This is a genomic window from Intestinibaculum porci (genome assembly GCF_003925875.1).
GTDB classification, from domain to species: Bacteria; Bacillota_I; Bacilli_A; order Erysipelotrichales; family Coprobacillaceae; genus Intestinibaculum; species Intestinibaculum porci.
Window position 1 is genome coordinate 2,397,433 of record NZ_AP019309.1, and the last position, 22,453, is coordinate 2,419,885.

At 35.2% G+C, this 22,453-nt stretch carries 17 protein-coding genes and 1 pseudogene; 6 read left to right on the plus strand and 12 right to left on the minus strand.

Annotation, left to right across the window (positions count from 1 at the left end; all coding sequences use genetic code 11):
* Positions 1–21: 21 nt before the first annotated feature.
* The 3 genes from SG0102_RS11450 to SG0102_RS11460 form a co-directional block, all read right to left on the minus strand.
* Positions 22–612, minus strand: coding sequence for a hypothetical protein (locus SG0102_RS11450; protein ID WP_125120051.1), 591 nt, complete (start codon positions 610–612; stop codon positions 22–24).
* Between the two features lie 99 nt (positions 613–711).
* On the minus strand, positions 712–1,950 hold the full coding sequence (locus SG0102_RS11455) for an O-antigen ligase family protein (RefSeq protein WP_162300205.1): 1,239 nt from the start codon (positions 1,948–1,950) through the stop codon (positions 712–714).
* Positions 1,951–2,612: 662 nt separating this feature from the next.
* Positions 2,613–2,984 (minus strand): hypothetical protein, encoded by a 372-nt coding sequence (locus tag SG0102_RS11460; RefSeq protein ID WP_125120053.1) that lies wholly within the window; start codon positions 2,982–2,984, stop codon positions 2,613–2,615.
* Between the two features lie 845 nt (positions 2,985–3,829).
* Here SG0102_RS11460 and SG0102_RS11465 point away from each other — a divergent pair.
* The gene (locus SG0102_RS11465) at positions 3,830–4,432 is read left to right on the plus strand and encodes a hypothetical protein (protein WP_125120054.1); all 603 of its coding nucleotides are present in this window, start codon (positions 3,830–3,832) and stop codon (positions 4,430–4,432) included.
* Positions 4,433–4,515: 83 nt separating this feature from the next.
* The gene (locus tag SG0102_RS11470; protein ID WP_125120055.1) at positions 4,516–5,187 is read left to right on the plus strand and encodes a transposase family protein; all 672 of its coding nucleotides are present in this window, start codon (positions 4,516–4,518) and stop codon (positions 5,185–5,187) included.
* 2 nt (positions 5,188–5,189) lie between these two features.
* Here SG0102_RS11470 and SG0102_RS11475 read toward each other — a convergent pair whose 3' ends face one another.
* The 3 genes from SG0102_RS11475 to SG0102_RS11485 are packed head-to-tail and all read right to left on the minus strand — an operon-like array spanning position 5,190 to position 8,077.
* Entirely contained in the window at positions 5,190–6,209 is a 1,020-nt protein-coding gene (locus tag SG0102_RS11475) for a tyrosine-type recombinase/integrase (protein WP_162300178.1), read from the minus strand.
* Positions 6,190–7,179 carry a tyrosine-type recombinase/integrase gene (locus tag SG0102_RS11480; RefSeq protein WP_157982964.1) on the minus strand — a complete coding sequence of 330 codons (990 nt, stop codon included), beginning with the start codon at positions 7,177–7,179 and terminating at the stop codon, positions 6,190–6,192. The genes SG0102_RS11475 and SG0102_RS11480 overlap by 20 nt, the downstream gene beginning before the upstream one ends.
* Positions 7,163–8,077 (minus strand): tyrosine-type recombinase/integrase, encoded by a 915-nt coding sequence (locus SG0102_RS11485; protein WP_125118712.1) that lies wholly within the window; start codon positions 8,075–8,077, stop codon positions 7,163–7,165. Before SG0102_RS11485 ends, SG0102_RS11480 begins: the two co-directional genes overlap by 17 nt.
* A 1,156-nt stretch (positions 8,078–9,233) precedes the next feature.
* Between SG0102_RS11485 and SG0102_RS11490 the strand changes: the two are divergent.
* The 3 genes and pseudogenes from SG0102_RS11490 to SG0102_RS11500 all read left to right on the plus strand — a co-directional run.
* Positions 9,234–10,235, plus strand: a pseudogene (locus SG0102_RS11490) (ISL3 family transposase); the annotation flags it as partial.
* A gap of 62 nt (positions 10,236–10,297) precedes the next feature.
* The gene (locus SG0102_RS11495) at positions 10,298–10,489 is read left to right on the plus strand and encodes a hypothetical protein (protein ID WP_125120057.1); all 192 of its coding nucleotides are present in this window, start codon (positions 10,298–10,300) and stop codon (positions 10,487–10,489) included.
* 66 nt (positions 10,490–10,555) lie between these two features.
* Positions 10,556–11,227 (plus strand): hypothetical protein, encoded by a 672-nt coding sequence (locus tag SG0102_RS11500; RefSeq protein WP_125120058.1) that lies wholly within the window; start codon positions 10,556–10,558, stop codon positions 11,225–11,227.
* 281 nt (positions 11,228–11,508) lie between these two features.
* On the opposite strand, the gene SG0102_RS11505 is transcribed toward SG0102_RS11500, so the two are convergent.
* Positions 11,509–14,052, minus strand: coding sequence for an Ig-like domain-containing protein (locus SG0102_RS11505; RefSeq protein ID WP_162300206.1), 2,544 nt, complete (start codon positions 14,050–14,052; stop codon positions 11,509–11,511).
* A gap of 279 nt (positions 14,053–14,331) precedes the next feature.
* On the opposite strand from SG0102_RS11505, the gene SG0102_RS11510 reads away from it, so the two are divergent.
* Entirely contained in the window at positions 14,332–16,152 is a 1,821-nt protein-coding gene (locus SG0102_RS11510) for an IS1634 family transposase (RefSeq protein ID WP_125118715.1), read from the plus strand.
* Positions 16,153–16,301: 149 nt separating this feature from the next.
* Here the strand turns inward: SG0102_RS11510 and SG0102_RS15390 are convergent, their stop codons facing one another.
* The 5 genes from SG0102_RS15390 to SG0102_RS11535 form a co-directional block, all read right to left on the minus strand.
* Entirely contained in the window at positions 16,302–16,466 is a 165-nt protein-coding gene (locus tag SG0102_RS15390; protein ID WP_157983043.1) for a hypothetical protein, read from the minus strand.
* Between the two features lie 29 nt (positions 16,467–16,495).
* On the minus strand, positions 16,496–18,055 hold the full coding sequence (locus tag SG0102_RS11515; protein WP_125118273.1) for a transposase: 1,560 nt from the start codon (positions 18,053–18,055) through the stop codon (positions 16,496–16,498).
* A gap of 228 nt (positions 18,056–18,283) precedes the next feature.
* Positions 18,284–18,565 (minus strand): hypothetical protein, encoded by a 282-nt coding sequence (locus SG0102_RS11520; protein ID WP_125120060.1) that lies wholly within the window; start codon positions 18,563–18,565, stop codon positions 18,284–18,286.
* Positions 18,566–18,604: 39 nt separating this feature from the next.
* Positions 18,605–19,189 carry a hypothetical protein gene (locus SG0102_RS11525; protein ID WP_125120061.1) on the minus strand — a complete coding sequence of 195 codons (585 nt, stop codon included), beginning with the start codon at positions 19,187–19,189 and terminating at the stop codon, positions 18,605–18,607.
* A 159-nt stretch (positions 19,190–19,348) separates the two neighbouring features.
* Positions 19,349–22,054 carry a Cna B-type domain-containing protein gene (locus SG0102_RS11535; protein WP_125120063.1) on the minus strand — a complete coding sequence of 902 codons (2,706 nt, stop codon included), beginning with the start codon at positions 22,052–22,054 and terminating at the stop codon, positions 19,349–19,351.
* Between the last annotated feature and the right edge of the window lie 399 nt (positions 22,055–22,453).

Here is a 22,453-nt window from a genome sequence, read left to right on the forward strand (position 1 = left end):
GAAAGACCATTTCTTAACCAACTATTTGACAGTGACTTTAACACTCTTTGTTAAACCATTGGCTTTAGCATAAACATAAGTTGTGCCTTTTTTCTTACCAGTGATAGTACCATTTTTCACAGTCGCTACCTTGGCATTTTTTGAAGACCATTTTACTGTATTAGCTGGCTTAACAGTCTTGGCTTTTACAGTATAAGATTTCTTTACTTTAACAGTGACCTTAGATTTGCTTAAAGTTAATGTTGCCGCTTTCACTGTAAAAGTAACAGTGTATTTCTTAGAGCCTTTCTTGAAAGTGATATTGACTTTTCCTGCTTTTTTAAACTTCACAACACCTTTGCTTGTAACTGTCGCAACTTTCTTATTGCTTGACTTAAAACTTTTAGCTCCCGATAACTGAATTGTCACCTTTTGGAAAACATAAACTGTTTTAGCTGTCTTTGTCTTTGTAACTTTGACTTTAAGACTTGATGGTGTTGTTGCAGATGTAATTGTAGCCAACTGATCAGCTGTATCGCCAGCAGCATTTACAACACTCATAGGTAATGCTGGTGTCGCCCCTAACACGGCAGCAGCAGTTAATACTGATGCAAATTGTTTTTTAAGATTCATAATCTTACCTCCATATTCATCATTGATAATTTCATCGTACTCCCTGAAATATTGAAAGTCAATGAATCCCCTTTTAATTTAAAGCCTTTTCAGATTTTCTTAAGCTTCACTTAAAGCTTCTTTTGAAGCTAATGCAAGTAATGTAAATAAAGTGACAGTATTAAGGAAGGAAGGTCCTACCACTAATGAAATACCAGCATACCCAACCAAACCTGCTAAATAAGCTAATGCATAAGGTTTATAGCTGTTTTTTATGAGGGATCTTATTAATAATACCCAAAAAGATAAATAAGTAACAAAGCCTAAAATTCCTGTCGATAAGAAATATTCTAACAATTCATTATGAGCAGTCGTACGTGAAACGCCTTGATAAACTGCATATTTATCTAACATTGCAGAGACACAATTCGGACCTACACCGAAGAATTTTTCTCTGATTGACATATGCTGGAAGCTAATAAAAGAACCACGCCAGATATTAATACGGTTATTAAAGATTGGTAACTGTAAGTTATTCACTACACAGTAAATAGAGAAGATCAGCCAACCGCATAATGCAATTACAAACAGAGTTAAAATCACTTTCTGCATAACTTTATAAACTTTCTTTAATGTATCATCCGAAGCCTTATGCTCAATAACTAATAGTATTCCTAATATCACAGCTATAACCAGATAAAGTTTATTGCTTAAATGAGAGGATAAGGCATCTAACTCTAACTGTTTATAGGGAATGATATAAAGATGGTTAATAAGATCTGTAATCAATGCCGCAAAGACAAATAAGAAATACTGAAGCAGATATACCTTCATATATTTACTATGAGACAGGCAGTAAATACCAATCACAAATAACCCAAAAACACATCCTAAAATCATCCCATTGGCCCTTACAAGCAATGAAGATAAATACCCCAAAAATACTATAATCCCATAGAGGATCTGATCTTTCTTTTTGTCACTGCGAATAAGCATTGCCACAAAGAAAGGAATAAAAAGGCAAAAATATTCTGATAAATAGTCTATATGACCGATCGTAGAAATAAAATACACACGATCAGATAAAGTCATTTGCGGTAAAGCCATATGTAATGGATCAATCGTTAATGAATTAAGAATAGCTGTGATTTCCAAAAAGAGAACAGGTGCTGCCCAAATATAGTGAATAGGCAGCGGTGCTTCAATTTTAGAAATCATGAAGTACATAAAGATGACTGCTAAAAGCAGAAAACCACCCACCTTAAATGTTAGATCACCTGTAAAAGCATGCATCCCAAAACGAGATGTTAAGGAAGAAATTAACACCACTACGCCAAAACCTAATAATGCATAATCCATTGGCTTAACACTTTCTAAAAACAACTTTTTTAACCCATCCAAACCTTTTTCTTTAACAAGCATAACTAAATCATTAATAATACTGATTCCAAGCAATATTCCTATCACTGCAAAGGCCCGCCAAAAGACCGCAACCTTAAAGTCACGTATGTCAATATAGGAATTGTGATAGATCACCGGTAATATTACTAGCGTAAAAATTATATAACATTGAATAAGATATTTTTTCATTGTCTTTATCATTATTTTTCCCTACAACTTTCTATAACAGCAACATTGCTCCTCTAAAAAAGGCCCTAGATATAAACATATTTGTAATATTTAAAACATTTTATTACACATTGTCTATAGATTGGCTTTGTCTTCATTATATCCTGACCATTTCCAATCAGATTGTCCGTATAATGATGAAAATGCACAATATCACCTTTATGAATTAGAAAACGCTAATCTTGTTTAAACACATTTTTATATTTAGTGATAACATAGTGAGTCATCCTATGAAGAAAATAATTAGCTTATGTCTACACTTCTATTGATCACAGCAAATATCAAAAAAACAAATATTTTCTTTCCCATAGAATTCCCCTTTTATAATGTAATATTATACAACATATTTTTGAGAACTTCTCTATCAGGTCTAAAATATTCGAAATATATTATTATGCAGTTCTTCGACTCATTCGTATTGTTTGAATTATGCGTAAAACAATCAAACTACCCGTAAACAAAAAATAAAAGAATTGCGCATTTGGATAATGACCATAAATTTTTATATTAAAATAAACATATTCAACAAGGATAATCACTTTAAAGAAAAAATAAAAAGGCACAACTCTTGCTAAACGATAAGGCAGATACATAAAAAGCATACATTTACAAACCGATATAATTATTGCCCACGTAATAGCATCACCTTGCAGCTTATGAAAGAGTAGCATTCCCATTACTGATAAGGTTATAATAATAAAATCTAGTAACAGTTCCTGCATTGTATACATAGAATCAAATATCCTAAGTTTTTTCTTTTCCATACAATCATCTCCCTTAATAATACTATATCATTTCTCATCTTTTACTTTACAAGGGGGGTACAAAGAATGATTTCCCATTATCCGCACTTAAAGCAAAAGATACAAAAAATAATATCATTTTCAGTCTATCAAGAGGTTCATGAAAGGCTTTACAATCATGTATTTACGCAACATTTGTCAATGTTAGCTATATTGGCAGACTGAGGCAATCAGTTGATATAGCACTTAATCGGTGCCACCATAACGCACAGGATACCATTCTAAGCTTTAATATACTCATTTTAGCTGATGCAATAAGCTTCATATAATAAGCTTAAAAGAACCGTTCATGCATACGACTGGACACATGTACGTAGAAAATTCGAAGATGTAGTGAATGAATACAATAAATGCAGACAAACATTGCTATATATATTCTATACTAAGAACAACTGTGATGACTCATTTGGATACCGGAAAGGTATATGACTCACCTCATCAGTAAGCTTCCTCTTATTAATATTGATGATGAAAATCAGATAGAAGAACTAATGCTCAAGTCAGGAGGATCACTGCCAAAGAATCTGAAAAAATGACCCTAAAAGATGTTTTCATAATGTAACAAAATAAAGATATACAAGAGAACAAATATAGGTAGTAATTGCGACAAATAAAATGGAGATGTATAAATAGTATACATCTCCGATAATCTAAAGTTTGGTGGGGTCTGAGCAGGCTCCACCATTTTGTGTGGTTTTTGGTTTTTAAATATTTCTTGTTCTTTTCACTTTCGTGGGGTTCTGATACGTTCTAAACTATGTTATTATCCATATACAGAACTTAAAAATCTACAGAAAGAAAAAAAGATGAAGAACTCTCCGACCAAAGTTTGTTCTTCATCTGTCCAACAAGACAAGAAGATAATATCGCATTACAAGCAAGAAATCAATACGATTGATGAAGAAACTTTCCTAAATGACTTTAATAAATACTATGACACTGACCAGATCCTTGATCAGCTTAGAAGCAAGTGGCGCAATTACAAGTGCTACGTTCATGGCTATGTCCATCGCAGTGTTATTATTAATGGTGCTAAATACACCCTAAAACTTTTACGCGTCAAGAAAATCAACAGAGATAATCCTGATGATCATGAGACGCACGTTGTCCTTCCAAGCTTCCTGTTACCTTATATGCAGAACTGTGTCCAGGATATCATTCATGTCTGCATAGAACTTAATATCCTCAATAATGATGAAGTCAGTGATCAGTCTGACAATACGGCTAATGAGTCTCTGGCGAGCAGAATCATCAACTATGTGCCGCCCTGCAGTTCATCCTTTTTCAGCTACATCAAAGCAAAGCTCAAGGGCCGCATCATCTGCTCAGTAAAAGATCTCTTTAGGATTTTCAGTCGAGTGCCTTTAAATGTAAGCCTTTCCATTAAGAGGCTGATTTTTTTGATATAACTTTCCACACGAGCTATGTATTTTGTGCCCTTCGTTCTTTCCTATAATGAAGCTGCATTGATGAAAGGAGTGCATAATTTACAATGCCTAAAGATAAAAACTTAATAATCAGTAACAAGAACGCCGGGAGCAGCTCTGATGCTGTTTCCGATAGCACCGTTAAAGCTTTTTCATTCAATGATGATGTGCTAAAGCTTTTCAACATCAAGGAATCCCAGGTTGAAGAGTTTAAAATATCCAGTGAAAAAGATGAGCTTCATGTTCAGATAACGCTCAACAGAGGCGACTGCAGCTGTCCTATGTGCCGATCCGAAGAGATCAGGGTTAAGGGATACAAAATCAAGAAGGTCCGCCATTCCGTCCTCGCTCATGCGCCATGCATAATTGATTACAAACAGCGAAGATTCGAATGCAAGAACTGCGGTAAGACGTTCAATGAGGAAAACCCCTTCATCTTTCCTGGTGAAAAAGTCTCTGTCACGACCGTGTTTCTGGTTTTGAAGGACTTGCGTGATCCCAACGAAACGTTCACATCGGTCGCCAACAGATATTTTCTAAGCCCCACCACCGTTCAGAGAATCTTTGATGCGCATGTCAACATTCCCAGAAAAAAACTTACTAAATATTTGGTAATGGATGAGTTATGGGAAGCTAGACATAACTCATCTTATGGAGAAAAAGTATTATGGGAAGTCGTTTTTAATTATGACCAAGTGCTAGTCTTTTTTCATTCCGGACTTCCCATAATTATTTAAGCTTATCGAATCATTTTATTAAGCCATTCTTCCAAGTTGTCTTTTTCGTCTTCATTGAATTCCTCTTCTTCAATAAGATTTTGTGCAGCTTCTTCAAGGTGCTTTCTTTTGATTTCTGGATTTGTTTTAGAATAGATCTCAGTTGTAGTAACTGATGCATGACCAAGAAGATCTCTTATATAAATTAAGTTGACGCCATTTTCAAGTAGATGTGTTGCTTTAGAATGGCGAAGTGAATGTGGTGAAATCCTTTCAGGGAAAAGGCTCGGATTCATTTGCTTAGCTCTCTGAAAGCATTTATTGACAATATAAGCGACACCTTTGCGTGAAAGCTGTTCTCCATGTATATTCATAAATAAAAAATCTTCTGCATCAATTCCATATAGATCAGTATATCTTTTAATAATCCTGACTACGCTTGCATCGATGGGAACTATTCTTGATTTATTTCCCTTGCCGTGTAATATTAATGTATGTGGTGCTTTAAGCTTGATTTCACTTCTTCTGATGGCAGTCAGTTCTGAAACTCTTGCACCACTTTCGTATAAAAGAAGAATAATGCATAGGTCCCTTAAATCACCGGGATCATTTTGATCAAATGTAGAGAATAAGAATTCAGTTGCTTCAACTGTTAAATAGTTCATTGGCTTGCTTTCAAATTTCTTCATTTTGATTTTTGAGACTGTACTGCATGTATTAACATATTCAGGCGCTTCATAGCTTACGTAAGCCATAAATGATTTGATAGCTGCCAGCCTGTTGTTTCTGGTGTTCGCTGAAACACCTTTTTCATTTTCAAGATAATCAAGGAAACTGATGATACTGGCATATCCGAGCATTTCTATCGTTATTTTAGAAGGATTTATATTTTCTTTTTCCTTCATGTAATCAAACAATTCCTTAAAAGCATAACTATAGTTAGTGACCGTATTACTGCTGAAGCCCCTCTGCTTAGGCAGATAAACCATCAGAAACTTGCTTAACAGTTTTGGAAAGTCATTCTTAAATGTCTTTTTCTTCATTGTCATTTCCTAACCCCTTTTCATAAATATAGTGACCGGCATTAACGATTTCATCATAATGCTCTTTGGTTAACCTTAAATATTTCTCAGTGCTTTCAATTCCCTTATGTCCAAGCATGGTGCTAAGATAAGGAAGCGCACAGTAGGGATCCCAGCCAAGCTCAATCATATGGCTAAGCATAGCGCATGCAGAACTATGACGAATGTCATGAATACGTATTTTGTACTTTCCATTCCATATATTTATGCCTGCCTTTGGCAGTATGGTTCTTTGAAATAGTATGCAAACTTGCTGTGATCTTTTCCTTTTCCCTGTTTTTCCTGCTCTTGGAGCTGGAAAGAAATAATCATCTGGATCGCCATCTATATTTCCACCTTTAAGAAGCCATTTTCTAAGTGATTCATTAAAAGGAATTAGTCGAGTAACGTTGTTCTTAGCATTATTTACTTTGATAACGTTACTTGTAAAATCTACATCCTTCACCTTAAGATCAAGCGTTTCTCCAACCCTCATCGCTGTAGCATACAGGAGTCTGAGCTCTGTTTGATAGAAATGATACATCATATTTTCTGAAGCGAGGATATCGATAGCCTTGAAAATACTTTGCATTTCCTGTTTTGAGAATATATATGGAACGAAATCTGTAGTATTTTTAATATGCTTTTCAGGATAGACATAAACATTTTCATATCCCATATTCTTCATATATAGACCGACCTGTCGTATACGTGATTCACAGTTATGGATAGTGGACGGGGCCTTGCCTTCGTTTTGATGAATATATCCCTTAGCCATTTCACGTGTGAGTATGGGCGCATTAAGATCGTATGTTTCAAGATAATTATTCAGTTTTAATAGTCCTGCAATAATGGTGTAATCGAACGCAAATCCGAGTGACCTTTTATATTCTACATAGCCAACAAATACCTCTCGGAAAACGCCATGAAAGTTTTCAATCGTGATACTCATTGGGAACCTCCAGGCAGAGACAGCGCAGTGTTTCCACATCAATAGAAAGATATCTGCTTGTTGTATTAAGATTTTTATGGCCTAGAATACCTGTGATAACAGGCATTGGTGTGTTTTTATTTAGTAAATTGGTTGCAAGTGAATGGCGCAGGGCATGCGCTCCATTCTTTCTCTCGCCAATCTCCACATCAGATTTTTTAAAGTAATACTTAACAAGGGCTGTAAGTTCTGAACGGCAATATGTGGTCCCGGTGTCTGGGTTAATAAATACATACTCATTATAATCTTTCAGGCTCTTTGGTCTTATATCTCTTAGGTATGCAATTAGCAGATATCGAACTTCTTTTGATATGGGAACGCTGACTCTGCAGGCTGTCTTTATCTGTGGCTTTTCAATAAGATTCTTATCCCATTTAATGTCACTTAGCTTCAGCTGAAGAATATCGCTAGCTCTTAGACCTGTCTGAGCAGCCAGCATAATCATAGTTTTTGTCCGTAAGTAGTTTTGACTATTCGGTTTGATTTCACTCAACATCATTTTGATTTCTTTTTCTGTATAATAGGAAGGGAGCGTCGATCGCCTATTCGTAAAGATAACTGGAAAAAGTCTACGTCCATCAACAGTTGCTAGATCATTTTTATGGAGAATATCGAAGAAATTTCTCAATGTAAAAGCAACCATACTTTTCGTTTGTGATCTGTAAGGAAGCTGATTAATAAATTTGAATACAATAGAAAGGTCAAAATCATGAAAATCATTTACATCATTATCAAATACATAGCTTAGAAAGGGTTGTACGTGATTACACTTATGTTTAATCGTAGCTTCTACCAAATCAGGCTTCTGATTATCTCTAAATATCTTCAGATAATAATTCACAAATTCACTTTTATCCATTACTCATTACCTCCCACAAAAGGACATACTGCATCTTAATCTGTACTTTCAATTTAGCTGATGCAGTCATACTAATACTCGTCATTTTATATACCTCCTCTCGCTTTAAATGACAAAATCATTATATAACAGACATAATCATGAATCGTGTCCTGTCTTATTTATAAAGCAAAATATGAAGCTATAATCGAATATATTTGAAATGTATCCAAATAATATTCATGTCACATATTCGTAGTGAATCATATGTTTTAAAGAAAATATTCGCTCTTTCAGGATATTGTAAATAATGTTTATTGAATTGTTTGGATTACTAAAAAATGCACGAATAAAGTAGCTGAAGACAGATTCACCTAAATACTTTTTATAAAGTATCAGGTAACGTAAATAGTCTTTCTTCCATCTATACATGGTCGAACGTGGAATATTAAACTTAGTAGATATACTACAGGCTGTCTTATCATTCTTATGATTATCCCAGTATATCAAAACAGATAAAATGAACTGAATGGAATACTGGTGTTTAAACATGATAAAAAAGGCAGGAAGAAGCGAATGATAGCTGTTTGTATTCACGCTGTACATGAGCGGTATTTCAATTGTACTTATATTCATTTGCCCGTTATAAAATGTGATAAGATATCTAAAATATTTTCTTTTTGTAAGTTTACATGGTATCTTTTTTGGCTTCTTTCTGCTCTTGTAAGAATGATGATCATAACAGCAGGACTGAGAGGATAATTCATTTATAAAACTGCAGAAATCTTCAAAATCGATATCAAAGATCGATCTTCCTTCATAAAGTCTTTTTCTCAAAAAGGTGTTGAAAAAAGCAAACACTGATAGTAACATGGTGCACGTGGGGAATCTTCAAAGTAAGCGACCAAACTTATAGCTTTGAAGATCCTTTCCTTTCTGTATCTTTGCATGAGATAATTTTATCATAATTACATCAGTCACGAAATATAAGTTATCTGAATGGTCACTTTTTGCCTCAGATAACTTTTTAATTTGAGTATACAGTACATAAATGTGATTCCAAAGATAAAATATTATGGGAAGTCCGGAATGAAAAAAGACCAGCACTTGGTCATAATTAAAAACGACTTCCCATAATACTTTTTCTCCATAAGATGAGACCTATAGTTTTCACTCTTCTCAAGGGGATTATGTATATGTCCTTATGGATTTTGAGACACTAGCAATCATTGATATCCTTCCCACAAGAAAAAAGGATGATCTTCAGAACTACTTTTCTAAGATTCCTAAGGATGAAAGAGATCAGGTGCGCATGACCAGCTCGGACATGTGGGAAACCTACCGTTCTGTATCAAAGCAGTTCTTCCCCAACAGCAAGCACGTAGTTGATACATTTCATCTTAAGGCTGAACTTTCTAGAAAGCTGCAGGATGTACGTATCCGTGTTATGAAAGACAATTACGTCAAGAAAAAGAAGCCTGAGGAAATCAAAGCGATGTCGCCTCAGGAACAGGAAGAATATGAACAGAAGATCACTAACTACTATCTTCTGAAAAAATTCAAATGGATGTTCTACAAACGTCCTGATGACAAATGTTTTGATCCCAATAACGAAAAGAAATACAACAAAGTATTTAAACGTTACCTTAATTACTATGAAATCTACTATATGATTCTCGATATAGATGATGAGTTAAGAGAAGCTGTCGCGCTGCAGGAATGCCTATATGCTTTTTTTAGAAAAAATGACCTGAAGACAGCCGCCAAGGCTCTTAAGGAGCTTATTACCAATTTCCACGCCTCACAGGTGAAGGAAATAAATGATTTCGCTAATACACTTGCCAACTGGAAGCAGGAAATTCTCAACTACTTTGAGCCTGTTCAGATCGGCGAAGAATTTATCATTGATGACGATCTCAATAACGCTGAGACCGAACTGATTAAGAATTTTATCGCTAAGAACCGTCAGAAGAAAACCAGACGCATGAATTCGAGCGTAATAGAGAATCGTAACCGCATTATACAATCGATAAAGTGCTGCGCTAATGGTTATTCCAACTGGTCAAGATTCCGCAACAGAGTTCTTTACTGTCTTGGCATGGATACATCTTTCTTCTTGGAGCCGCAGCCAATCAGCAGAGACAGAATTAACGACAAAGGTTCCAGAAGCAAGCGATAAAACCTTATATAAGTCTTATATAACGCCTATATAGCCATTATATATGAAAGGAAGCAAAGAAAATGAAAAAGAAAAAAAGAAAAATGGTTTCCTTCTCTCTTGATCCCGAAGTCTACGAAAGACTTCACCAGTATGCATTTGAACAGCACCAGTCGATGTCATCAGCACTGACATCCTGGATCATGAATGCGAAAGTCAAATATGACGTAAGCTGGAGGCAGGAATCACTATTCGATCATGAACCAGATGAATAACAGCCATCTGCGGAGAAGCTTTATGCCTCTCCGCTTTATTTTATAAACAGAAAGGACATAAATATTATGAGCAAACACACCTACTCAAAAGATCTTAAAAACTATGGAGAATACAGAAAGGAATATGATGCCTGCGATAGACTGGAACCCAGCTGTGCTCCTGATAATAATGTTTATTACGACGACGAGGACACCCGTCATTATCTTGATGAACTCGATAGGTTTCTTGATAAGGAAACATCCATTGAGCTTATGAATGATGAGGAACAGCACTGTATTGACTGGATACGCAGCGGCCATAGCTTCTATGCCAATGAATTTAATATGAAAGACAACAACGGCCGTCCTATGAACATAGCTGAAGCCACATTCATGCAGAGACTCATCATTGAAGCCTATAAAAACGGCTTTAGAAATAACTACTTCGAAGCTGATTACACTAATATTCAAAAAAGAGATCCTCATACAGACGAACTGACTGAAGAGGATCAAAGCTACATGGTTATTGATTTCTATGATTTCGAGAAGTACAAGAAGGATCACCCAGTCACTCCGCGTGAGGAAGGAGCATGCATTAAATGGATTAATGATGGCCACTGGTTCTTTACCAATCCGCTTTATAAACTGGATGGCATGTTCTTCCTGTATTCAGCCAGCTTTCTGGAGGCCTACCGGTTTTATAATCAGGCAGTTGAGCGATATAAAAAGCGCCTGGCTTATCACCAGGCACACCTGTAAAAGTAAATAGCGAAGACCCATCAGCCAGATTTCTCAGACTGTGAGTCTTCGCTAACAATACGCTCAGTATAGTGGGAGTTTTATTTACTCCAAAGGCCTATAAGTTTTCGTGGGGAGGTGCAAACCCTACGGTTTGAAAAACCCCAAAAAACTGGATAGCCTACGCTACTTTAAAGCGCCACATCTCCAAATATGCTCCGCAGGATTATGGGGTTAAGCCAAATCAATCTTATAAATTTGGTTAGTTATGTCTCATCCTATCAAATCCTGTAGAACTAATTTTATTTTTTAGTGATTGTGACACTAGCAGCACCATTTGCGATTGTTAACGTACCACTTACATTGTCATCGTCTGAAACTAACGTTAATGTTGGCTTATCTGCAAAGATTGTTGCATTATGAGTATTAGTTGTATAATTATAATTATCATACAAGAAATATCTATCATTTGTGTCGTTATCATAATAATTACCTGAAGCCGCTGTATTCAAACCGCTCTGATCATTTACTGCTACATTGTACTGAACACCATCAAGTTTATAGTTCATTGTGTCAGCAGTTGTCTGAGATGCATAGAAGTTATCTGATGCATTTCTAGAAACAGTAACATCATAATTGTCACCATTGATTAATGCATAATCATACTGACCATTAGTATTTGCATACGCGCTAATGCTTGAATCAAACTTCGTGTTATAATCATTATCAATTGCACTTACAATAGCGCCCTGAACCCCTTTACCATTAGAATCAGTTACAGTCCCTTTTACAAGTTTTGCATCTGCAACATTGAATGAAACTGGAACATCAACACTAATTACATTGCCAGCTTTATCTTTCTTAGATACACGAACTGTTACTGTTCTTGAACCAGAAAGTTTACCTGAAATATAACCATCGTCAGATAATGTTAAACCTTCTGTATTGCTATTAACGAATTCATAATGTGTTTCTTCATAAGATACCCATTTTTCTTCATCTTTTTCACCGTATACTCTATTATATGAATATTCTAAGTTAGAGTATTCGACTTTATAACCATCATTTAATTCATATTCAGGTAACTGTTTACCATCCTCATCATAGATGTACTCACCAAATGCATCTTTTGCATAAATGATATTGCCACTTTCATCTTTTTTGACAATCTTATTACCCTGATCGTCTAATTTATACGCTTTGTCAGCTTCATCACCATAAACTACATCATAAGCATCTTCCTGTGTCTGATCAGATGTATCCTTCTGATCTGTTGTTGTCGTCTGATCAGATGTATCCTTTTGATCTGTTGTTGTAGTCTGATCAGATGTATCCTTCTGATCTTCTGTTGTATCTTTTGGAGCTTCTTTCTTCTTAGAAACAATAACATCTTCTTTATAGCCTAAGATGTTGCCATAATCAGTCACTTTGTTGCCAGTCTTTTCATAATGACCTTCTTCATATGTCTGACCGCCTGCCACATTAATTTTAGCATTTACATAAGTTACTAAACTATCATCAGCTAAGTTATCATATGTACCATTAGTATCTACTGTAGGTACAAAATAGCCTGAATCAGAAGAGTAATTGAATGTTGCATATGCATTAACATGATCTTCATCATAGTATTTCAAATAGGTTACTTTAGTAAATGTATTACCATAAACATCAGTTTCTCTAACTGTTACTTCCTGATCACTTTGAGTTGTTGGAACGCCATAAACGTAAACGCCATCTTTATTAGGATCCTGTTTTAAGCCTGCAGGTAAACCAACAATTGAATAAGTATCTGCCGGATCAGTTGATAAAGATGCCTGGAAATCAAGTCTTGTACCTCTCTTTACAAACATTGTATTTGTGTCAGTACGAGTAATTTTACCTTTTCTAAATAATGTTTCAATCGTTACAGGAGCTGAATTGTTTTCTAATCCAGTAACAGTTAAACGCACATTATGATCAGCAGCGTCATTACCAACGGCTGATTCTTTCTTCAATGTCACACTATAGTTTACATTATCAGTTGTTGTCATTGATTTAATCTTTAAAGTTTTACGATAATTTGCAGCTTCCGTTGTCTTTGCTTCTAATTTTACATTATCAGTTGTTAAAGCCTGAGCTTTTGTTAATGTAAAGGTTACAGTACGCGGATCTTTAACCTGTAGTGAAGCGACAGTTGTTGGAACAACAGCGGGTGCTGGAGTTGGAGTTGGTGTTGGTGTTACTGTTTTCTTCTTAGCAGCAGCCTTCACTGTGATCTTAGCAGTTGCTTTTTTACCTGAACCATCTGCAGCCGTAGCTGTGATCTTAGCTGTCCCTTTCTTCTTTGCAGTTACTTTACCTGCTGAAGAAACAGTAGCGATCTTCTTATTTGAAGTCTTCCATAATACTTTCTTATAAGAAGCTTTCTTAGGTGTAACAGTAGCTTTTAATTTTAATGTCTTCTTAACTGTTAATGTTGCTTTAGTCTTGTTTAATTTAATCTTAGTAACTGGTGTACCAACAATAACTTGAATTGCAACTTTCTTCTTCTTGTTAGCTTTTGCATATGCTGTAACGGTAGCTTTACCTTTTTTCTTAGCCTTTACAACACCTTTCTTAGAAACTGTTACAATTTTCTTATTGCTTGATTTGTAAGCTAAGGCTTTAGAAATTTTACCTTTCTTTGTAACTTTGAATTTTAATGTTTTCTTTTTACCTTTTTTCAAAGTTAATGTTGATGATGGCAGATTAGTTACAGCCACCTTTGTAATCGACCCTTTCTTAGCTTTAGCGCTTACAGGTACGCTCAATACCATAGCAGTCACTGCTGCTGATGCGAAAAATGTTTTGAAATTGTGTGTTTCCATAGTTTTCATACTCCCTTCTCACTTGAGAAATATTTCATTTCTTTTTTCTAATCTAATTTTACTCCCATATTTTCACACATTCAACCAAAATAACACATTTTCGAAAAAATAGCGGATATTCTCCTAATCTACTCTTCTTTAAGCTCGGGGATTTTACAGTTAGACAACCTAATATCTCAAATTATGCGCTTGAAAAAAGCGTTTTTTTGTCAACTTTTGTTAATTTTAGACTCGTAATATTCCGTAATGTATGTTATAATGATATGGGAGGGCTTCCATATGGCTAAACGTTTAAAATCAACCAAATCTAAAAACTCTGAATCATTCTATATTATCGACGACTTCTATGATCCTAACACTAGAAAAAAATCAACCTTCGTTGTTGAAAAACTGGGCAATATCAGGACTCTCATGGACAAGTATCATACCGATTCCCGTGATGAGGTCATGAAGCAGCTTAAGCTTTATCTTGATGAACTCAGACAAAAAGACAGTGAGGACAAGGCAGATGTTAAGCTGATTCTTAGTCAGGATGACCTAATAGAAAAAGACAAGGAAAATCTCTTTAATATCGGCTATATGTACATCAGAAACATACTGTGTTCTTTGGGCATTAAGGATATCTGCAATGAGATATCAGACCAGTACAAGTTTCAGTATAATTTAGCGAGCATTATTAATGATCTTGTTTCTGCCAGGGTTATTTATCCCTCATCAAAGCTGTCTACGTATAAGTCATGCAGTAAGTTTTTTGATTTGTCTGATTATGAACTGGCGGATGTTTACCGTTCCCTCAAGGTTCTCTCTGAGCAAAGATACTTCATTGAAAAAATGCTTTACAAAAACAGTTCACAGCTTTTCAAGAAGAACACAGCGGTTCTCTACTATGACTGCACAAATTTCTATTTTGAGATTGAAGAAGAGGATGACTACAGAAAATACGGAAAAAGCAAGGAAAACAGACCTAATCCTATTGTTCAGTATGGTCTGTTTATGGATGCTGATGGTCTCCCTTTAGCTGATTATGTCTTTCAGGGCAATATGAATGAGCAAAAATCCATGAGAGAGTTAGAGGCTATTGTTGAAAGGGACTTTGCAGTTTCAAAGTTTGTTGTCTGTGCTGATGCAGGTCTCAACGGCTGGGAAAACAAGGTATATAATGACATGAAGAAAAACGGTGCCTATATTGTCACCCAGCCAATCAAGAAAATGTCAAAAGTCATGAAGGAATGGGCAATATCTCCAGAAGGATGGAAGCTTGAGGGGTATGCCGGAACTTTTAATCTTAATGACCTGGCTGATAAGGAAACCATTGAAATTGAGGGTGTAAAAAGAAAAATAAAGGATCTTGTTTTCTACAAGAACCGATGGGAAAAAAGAACTAAGAAATCCGAGTCATCGGGCGGCAAGTACACCCTTGAAGAAAACTACATAGTTACTTATTCAAGAAAATTTGCCAGCTATCAGAAACACATCAGAGAAAAGAAACTGGAAAGAGCCAGAAAGCTCCTTAATAACCCAGGAAAGCTCACAAAAACAAACCAGCGAGATCCCCGCTACTATATTTCTAAAGCATCAGTCACCAAGAATGGCGAGGTGGCTAATGAAACGGTTTATATGATTGATGAGGAAAAAATCGCTGAGGAAGAAAAGTATGATGGCTTCTATGCCGTTACCACTGATCTTGAAGACGATGATCTTTCATTGATTATTAGCGCAAACAAGCAGCGCTGGGAGATTGAAGAAAACTTTGAAATAATGAAAAGCGAACTAAAAACAAGACCTATGTATGTCACAAAAGAACATTCAATCAACGGTCATCTCCTAATATGCTTTATTGCCCTGCTGGTTTATCGCCTGCTTGAGAAAAAGTATATGAATGAGAAATATACATGTGCAGAATTATTTGATACACTCCGTGATCTTAACCTAACCTATATAAATGGAACAAACTATATTCCGTCCTTTAAAAGGACAGAAATTGTGGATGACCTGGCTGAAGTTTTTGGCTTTCAGCCCTCACGAAAAATAATTACTCAAAAATATTTAAAAAAATTTCAAAGAGTCGTTAATTCTAAAAAAAGTACGAAACTGATTTAAATAAAAGGAAGGCAAAATATGTTGAATACATCAATACATTTTGCCTTTATTAGCTTATTAACTGTAAAATATGGGAATTTTACTCCCATATTTTCACACATTCAACCAAAATAACACATTTTCGAAAAAATAGCGGATATTCTCCTAATCTACTCTTCTTTAAGCTCTACTTTTTGGTCAATAATAATCATCATCTCATGAGCGGAACGAAAATATTCTATTTTACCATCACTTAGCCATTCCACATTTCCTGCCCACGGTGAAGACGCATGTTCAAAATGAATGTAAAACATGTTTTCAATTTTTTTATCCATAATCTTGAATTCCCGGGTATAGTTTATAACTACACCTCATCTTCATGCCTTTTTAGGTGAAATTTTGGTACCCAATCACTGCCTCTTTTTGTGTATGAAAGTGGGCATGAAATATTAAACGCATTATAGATATCATTAGCTCTTTTTTGTGGCTCTTCAACTGAAGTGACTGTCTTGTAGACGAGGCACTTCTGATTTCTGAGTCCCATGAATATGCCTTCCTGGTTGGTTGCAGTTTTCTTTGTTTTCTTTTGGATATACACGTTAATGGTTGCCGCAATCATTGATAATAACAGGTGACCTCTTACTGCTTCTTCGCTATGAACGCGAAGTGGTGTCAGCTTAGATGATCCCTTGCTTAAATCAAAGTACTGCTCAACCAGCTGTCTAGTATAGTAGGCAGGAAGCACTTCTTCAATTGGGAATGGAAGACTTGAAATCAGTACAAAATATCCCATTGATTCAAGCTTTTTTTGGATCTGCATAGTTGACATTTCTTTGCTCTTATTCAGACACTTATGTATTTCATGATCTACCTGATCTAGATCATATCCTAGAAAAGCATAAGCCTTATGTCCATCACCAATGCTAACTTCGATCTGTTTGATATAGACGACTCTATCACTATATTTGACCATATTTCTTTCCTGCTTTAGTTCGGGACCGTATTTATTGATCAAATCACGATATAGTCTATATTTCTCAGGCAGTCTCATCAGGAAATCGATGTTAGCTCGATAAAGCTCATTAATATCCTCAAGGGTATAATAACCAGCATCACTAAGAATATAGTCTGTTTCAATATTGCCTAAATTATCAAGTACATTTACTGATCTGATCAGTGTATTCATATCAACGATATTGCCTGGAATAATTCTAAACATTAGGGGATAGCCTGTATCTCTCTGAAGTGTTGTAATCATTCTAGCCTCATTGGAAACCTTCCCATTGTGGTTACTGATTGCAGTTAATGGCATATGAATACTGTTAGGAAGCCCTGTGCTGTCAATGATTATAGCTTTATCAGACGAAATGTTTTCTTTGATCCACTTCATATGATTTTCAAAGAATTTAAGGACATTTTCTGATTTGCCAATTGATCTCATAAAGTCACTTATTCTCTGAGATGTGAGATTAGCCTTTGGATAAAGAATGCTTTCAAAGCTCCCTTCATACCAGGTATTGGCATGACAGTTAGCAGCGTTGGAAATGACATAGTAGGCAACCATTGCATATAAGGTATCTTTGTTTTTATAGCTGATTTCATCAATGACTTTGTCATATCCCATATGATGAATAAGCTGATCTACGAAGTAGGCATCGCCATAATCAAGAATAGTACGCTGTCTTTTGCGCTTATCAGGCTGAACATCAGATACATAGGATTCATCAGCTTCACCGAATTCACCAGTTTCAGGATCATAGGTAAACATGCCTCTTTCTTTATTGAAAAAGATATTGTTTTCCTTATCGATAACCTTGCCTAAATGTTTAGCACCTTGCTTAACGATCTTGCCGTTTTTGCGGACTGATTTGCCAGGGATTTTAGCATAAAGTGTTCCATTAATTGTCTGATAACTGAGCTTCATATTAGCACCTCTTTTGCATGAGTAGTTATAAATCTAATTCTTTATAACTACATTATACTATATCGTGCTAATTATTTCAATGTAAAAATTCAATTTATAGTGATGTTAACAACATAATTCTATATATTAATCCATCTAGAAATCAGTGTAGTTAAAAACTGTTCTAGGGAATTCAAGATAATTGTCCTTTCTAAATATAACTCCAAAAAAGGAAAGAACATTCTTTCCTTATTCAATCTTTGTAATTGTCCGCATGCTGCCAATTGTAGTGGCCTGCAGCTTAGGTAAAATTTGTGATTGATCAGAAACGAGCTTTCCTGAATCAATCAAGAATGTACCATAATCATAAACGTAATTGGCCAGAAGAGAAACTCTAATATTTCCAAGCCAGTAATGATTATTTTTCAGATAGTCCGTATCAACTTTTGAAGACGTATACGTGTAGAAATAATAGGAATGACTCACCCCCGTAGGGATATAAGTGAGTTTTGCTGAAGCAACGGCAATCACAGCATCACTATTATAACTAGAACCAGTATAACGACCAAATTAAAGAGAATAAAGTTTCGCTGAAACCTTGAAACTAGACGTAGTAGCTGAAGAAGCCATCTGCGTGATTTTAGATGTCGCTTCAGCTTTCATTTCTGAAAGAATATCACCACTAATTTTAGAAGCATTCGTAAAGCGTTCAGCTAAGCCTTTGACTTTGACAGTTTTTGATGTCGTATCAATTTTAAGTTTGAGTTCATCAACTAATACAGTGTTGTACTTGACGGTCACTTTAATGGTATCGCCATTGCTTAAGCCCGAAGACTTATCAAATGTATATGTAATTGATTTGTAAAAGAGATTTAAACGTGCATCACTTTCATCATATTGAAAATCATTACTGACCATTGAAGAGGCCGTATAATCACTACCACTAGTGCCACTAAAGCGAACACTGATATTCTTGGTTAAATCGACATGTGTCTTTTTAAAAAAGTTGACATAGATGATATAACTGGCTGTCGCAATAATAATCGCAACCACAACACTCATAATAATCTTTTTTCTCTTTTTGTCTTCTTGAGTAGGCAGTTCTGGAAGCCTTTGTCCGGTTTGAGAATCAAAACGAGGTGTATTTTGTTCCATAATAGAATTCCTTTCTAGGAAATCAGGTGCCTATAAAATTAAAGGCACCTTTTTCCATGAAATTGTTTTCTTACGTTTCATGAAAAGCCAAATAAAGATAACAAGACCTGAAATCCCCGCAGCAAGAATATATTTCATATAATTTGTAGAATCACCAGTTTATACTTTGTTTTGTACTCTTGATACTGGCATATGTGAATTAATAATAATCATATTTCCATGGTTATTTTGATCAACAGATACCGTATATCCTTTTGGTACGCTTACTTCTTTAACGCTATATGTAACCTTATTACCATTTTTCATCACTGGTAAATTTATCCATGTATATGTCCATTTTGATGTATCTGACAATTTGATAACATTTCCGTACTTTTGGCCATTAGCATAAAGCTGCACTTTCACTGTCACTGGTCTAAGACCATCCTGATTTTGCTGATCATCCCATTGTTTTGTTACTGTCGCACTTGTTGTTTTAGATGTTCGCGTATTGATGATATTGTAGCCATCAATACTTGTTGAATAACCTAACACTGAATTTTCGGTAACACTATAAATAATCTTTTGTCCATTATTATAAACAGGTAAGTTATTAAAACTATACGACCAGTTTGTTTTAGCTGAAACAACTACACTGCTTTGAATAATACCATCAGCCAGCAGATTGACTGTAACTGCATGAGGACGAACGCCGTCATGATTGTTTTGATTATCCCACTCTTTATGACCTTCAACACTTGTCGTTTCAGCTGCGTGTGTGTTAGTTATGACCACATTCCCCTGATTGCTTGTATCATAAGTTGCCGTATACCCTTCTGGAACATCTTCTTTAACAGTATCGGCAATGGTTTTACCATTCTTTTTAGCTGGCAAGTTTGTCCATGTATATGTCCACTTAGAATTCTGCGTAACATTGACAGCATCACCATACTTTTCATCATTAGCATAAAGCTGAACTTTTACCGAAGATGGACACTTTCCATCCTGATTATCGCTATCGTTCCATGTCTTAGTGACCGTTGCACTCGTTGTATCAGGTGTACGTTTATTAGTAATATTGTAACCATAAATTTCTGTTGTATAACCATTCACATTGTCTTCTGTTACTAGATAAGTATAAGGTTTACCATCAGCATCATACTTCTCTAAATTTGTGAAATTATATTTCCACTGTGTTTGTTCACTAACTTCCCTTAAGTCAATCTTCTCCCCATTACGCAATAAATTAACGGTGATTTTACTTGGACGAATACCATCCTGGTTATTAGCATCATTCCATGTCTTTTCACCAGAAACACATGTTTTCTCAGAACGTACATTTGTAATGGTAAAGCCATTAGAAACATCTCCAGTAACCGATGACGTATAACCTTCCATTTTTTCTTCTTCAACACTGTAAGTATAGTCTTTTCCTGTGCTATCAGTTTTACGTAAATCTTTAAATGTACCATGCCATCCAGTATTTGCATTTAATGTAATGTAGTCACCTGTGCGTGTTCCGTTTCTCAACAAATAAATTGTGGCTGATTTTCCAGTTTCACCTTTCCATATTTTCTTCACAGGAATACTCACTTTTTGTGGTGTATCCTCAATTGTAAGGGAAGTTTTACTATCTGCCACCACTGTAACAGTTTTTATAGTTGAATTCGGGGTATAACCTGCAGGTGCTTTTGTTTCTTTGACTTCATATTCCCCTGGACTTAACTTTTCTGAAATCGCTTGTCCTTCTGCATCAGTAGTAATCTCATATGTTTTCCCTGATGATTTATTGGTAATGACAAAGGTCGCTCCAGCTAATTTTTTATCATTATTTTCACTATCAACTTTGGAAATGATAATCTTAGAATTCAAATCACCGTCACCCGTTCCTGATGAAGATGCTTCTCTATAGGTTGCGTCATATTGCTTTTTCACATCATCCGCTTTGAGCGTCATTGTATTATCAATCGTCTTTCCTTTCACATATGTAGTTTCATATTGAAAGGTGTATTGTTTAGTTCCGACATTACCAAGTTTAATTGTCATGGTCCGATCATCATTTGAATATTCAACAGTATAAGCACTTTCTGGAACCGGCTTGTTTTTGAGTACATTTCCGCTTTCTCCAAATTCTACTTCTTCCAGCTTTAATGACCCTTTAATAAATCGGATTCCTGTTGTATCGCCATCTTTGGTGGTTAATGTATCTGTTATAACAGCATTTTGTAAATCTTTTTTCATCCAGTTAATACGTCCACTCCATAACGTTTCAGTATCACTTGATTCATTCATATCAGCCCATTTACTTAATATTTCATCTCTAAGTCCAACAGATTCCTTAATTGGAACATTAATCGTCTTTGTTTCTCCTTCCACTGTAACTGTAAATGAATTTGTCTCATTCTTTTTCACGTTATAAAAAGAGGCCGATAATTTTACTGTTCCCTTAATATTTGAACGATCATTTACATAATCTGTGAAGGTGACTTTAATTGTTCCCCCACCAGAAGTATTTGGTGAAACAACTGCCTTTGCCATAACACTTCCATTTGGGGCATAAAGATCAAAATTACAAGCTTCACTTGTTGTTGGAAATTTAAAATTGTTAGGCAGGGTTATTGTGAAATAATCCCCTTCTTTTAATGAATTACCATAAGCACTCGCATCCCAAGCGATTGCGAGCTGCACACGATTATAGCTATAAAAGCCATCTTCTGGTGTTTTACCGTCAGTTGTTGTTAAATTAAAGTCTGTGACTTTAATGTTAGTAAGTTCAGTAGCATCTTCAGCTTTGACAAATCCTGTATTGTCCATGAGAGCTAAGGCCAATACAAAAAGAATAGCTAAGCTATTAACGGAGATACGTTTTAAATTACTTCGCGTCATAAATATCCTCCATTTTCATGAAAGTTTCCACACAAAATTCATCTCCTTTCGAGTGTAAAAGGAAACTTTCATTATCACTTTCAGCTTATATCACATTATTAATGATCTCAAATTATTTTTTTAATTTCAAATAGGAGCTTTAACATATTTTCATATTTTAAAATTATTTTTATACGATTTCATAGGATCTTTTGCAATATTCTTGAACTATTATTGATTTTTCTATTATATTGTGACTCAAACTATTTATGGATATTTCTCCGCTTTTTTAAAATTGATATAACTTCTTATTCCTTTATTTAGTTCTTAAAAACGCAAAAAAAGAAGTGCATCAGTTGCACTTCTCTGGTAGTAGTACGTAGAAGTATGATTTGTGACTACCGTAGATATTATACAATA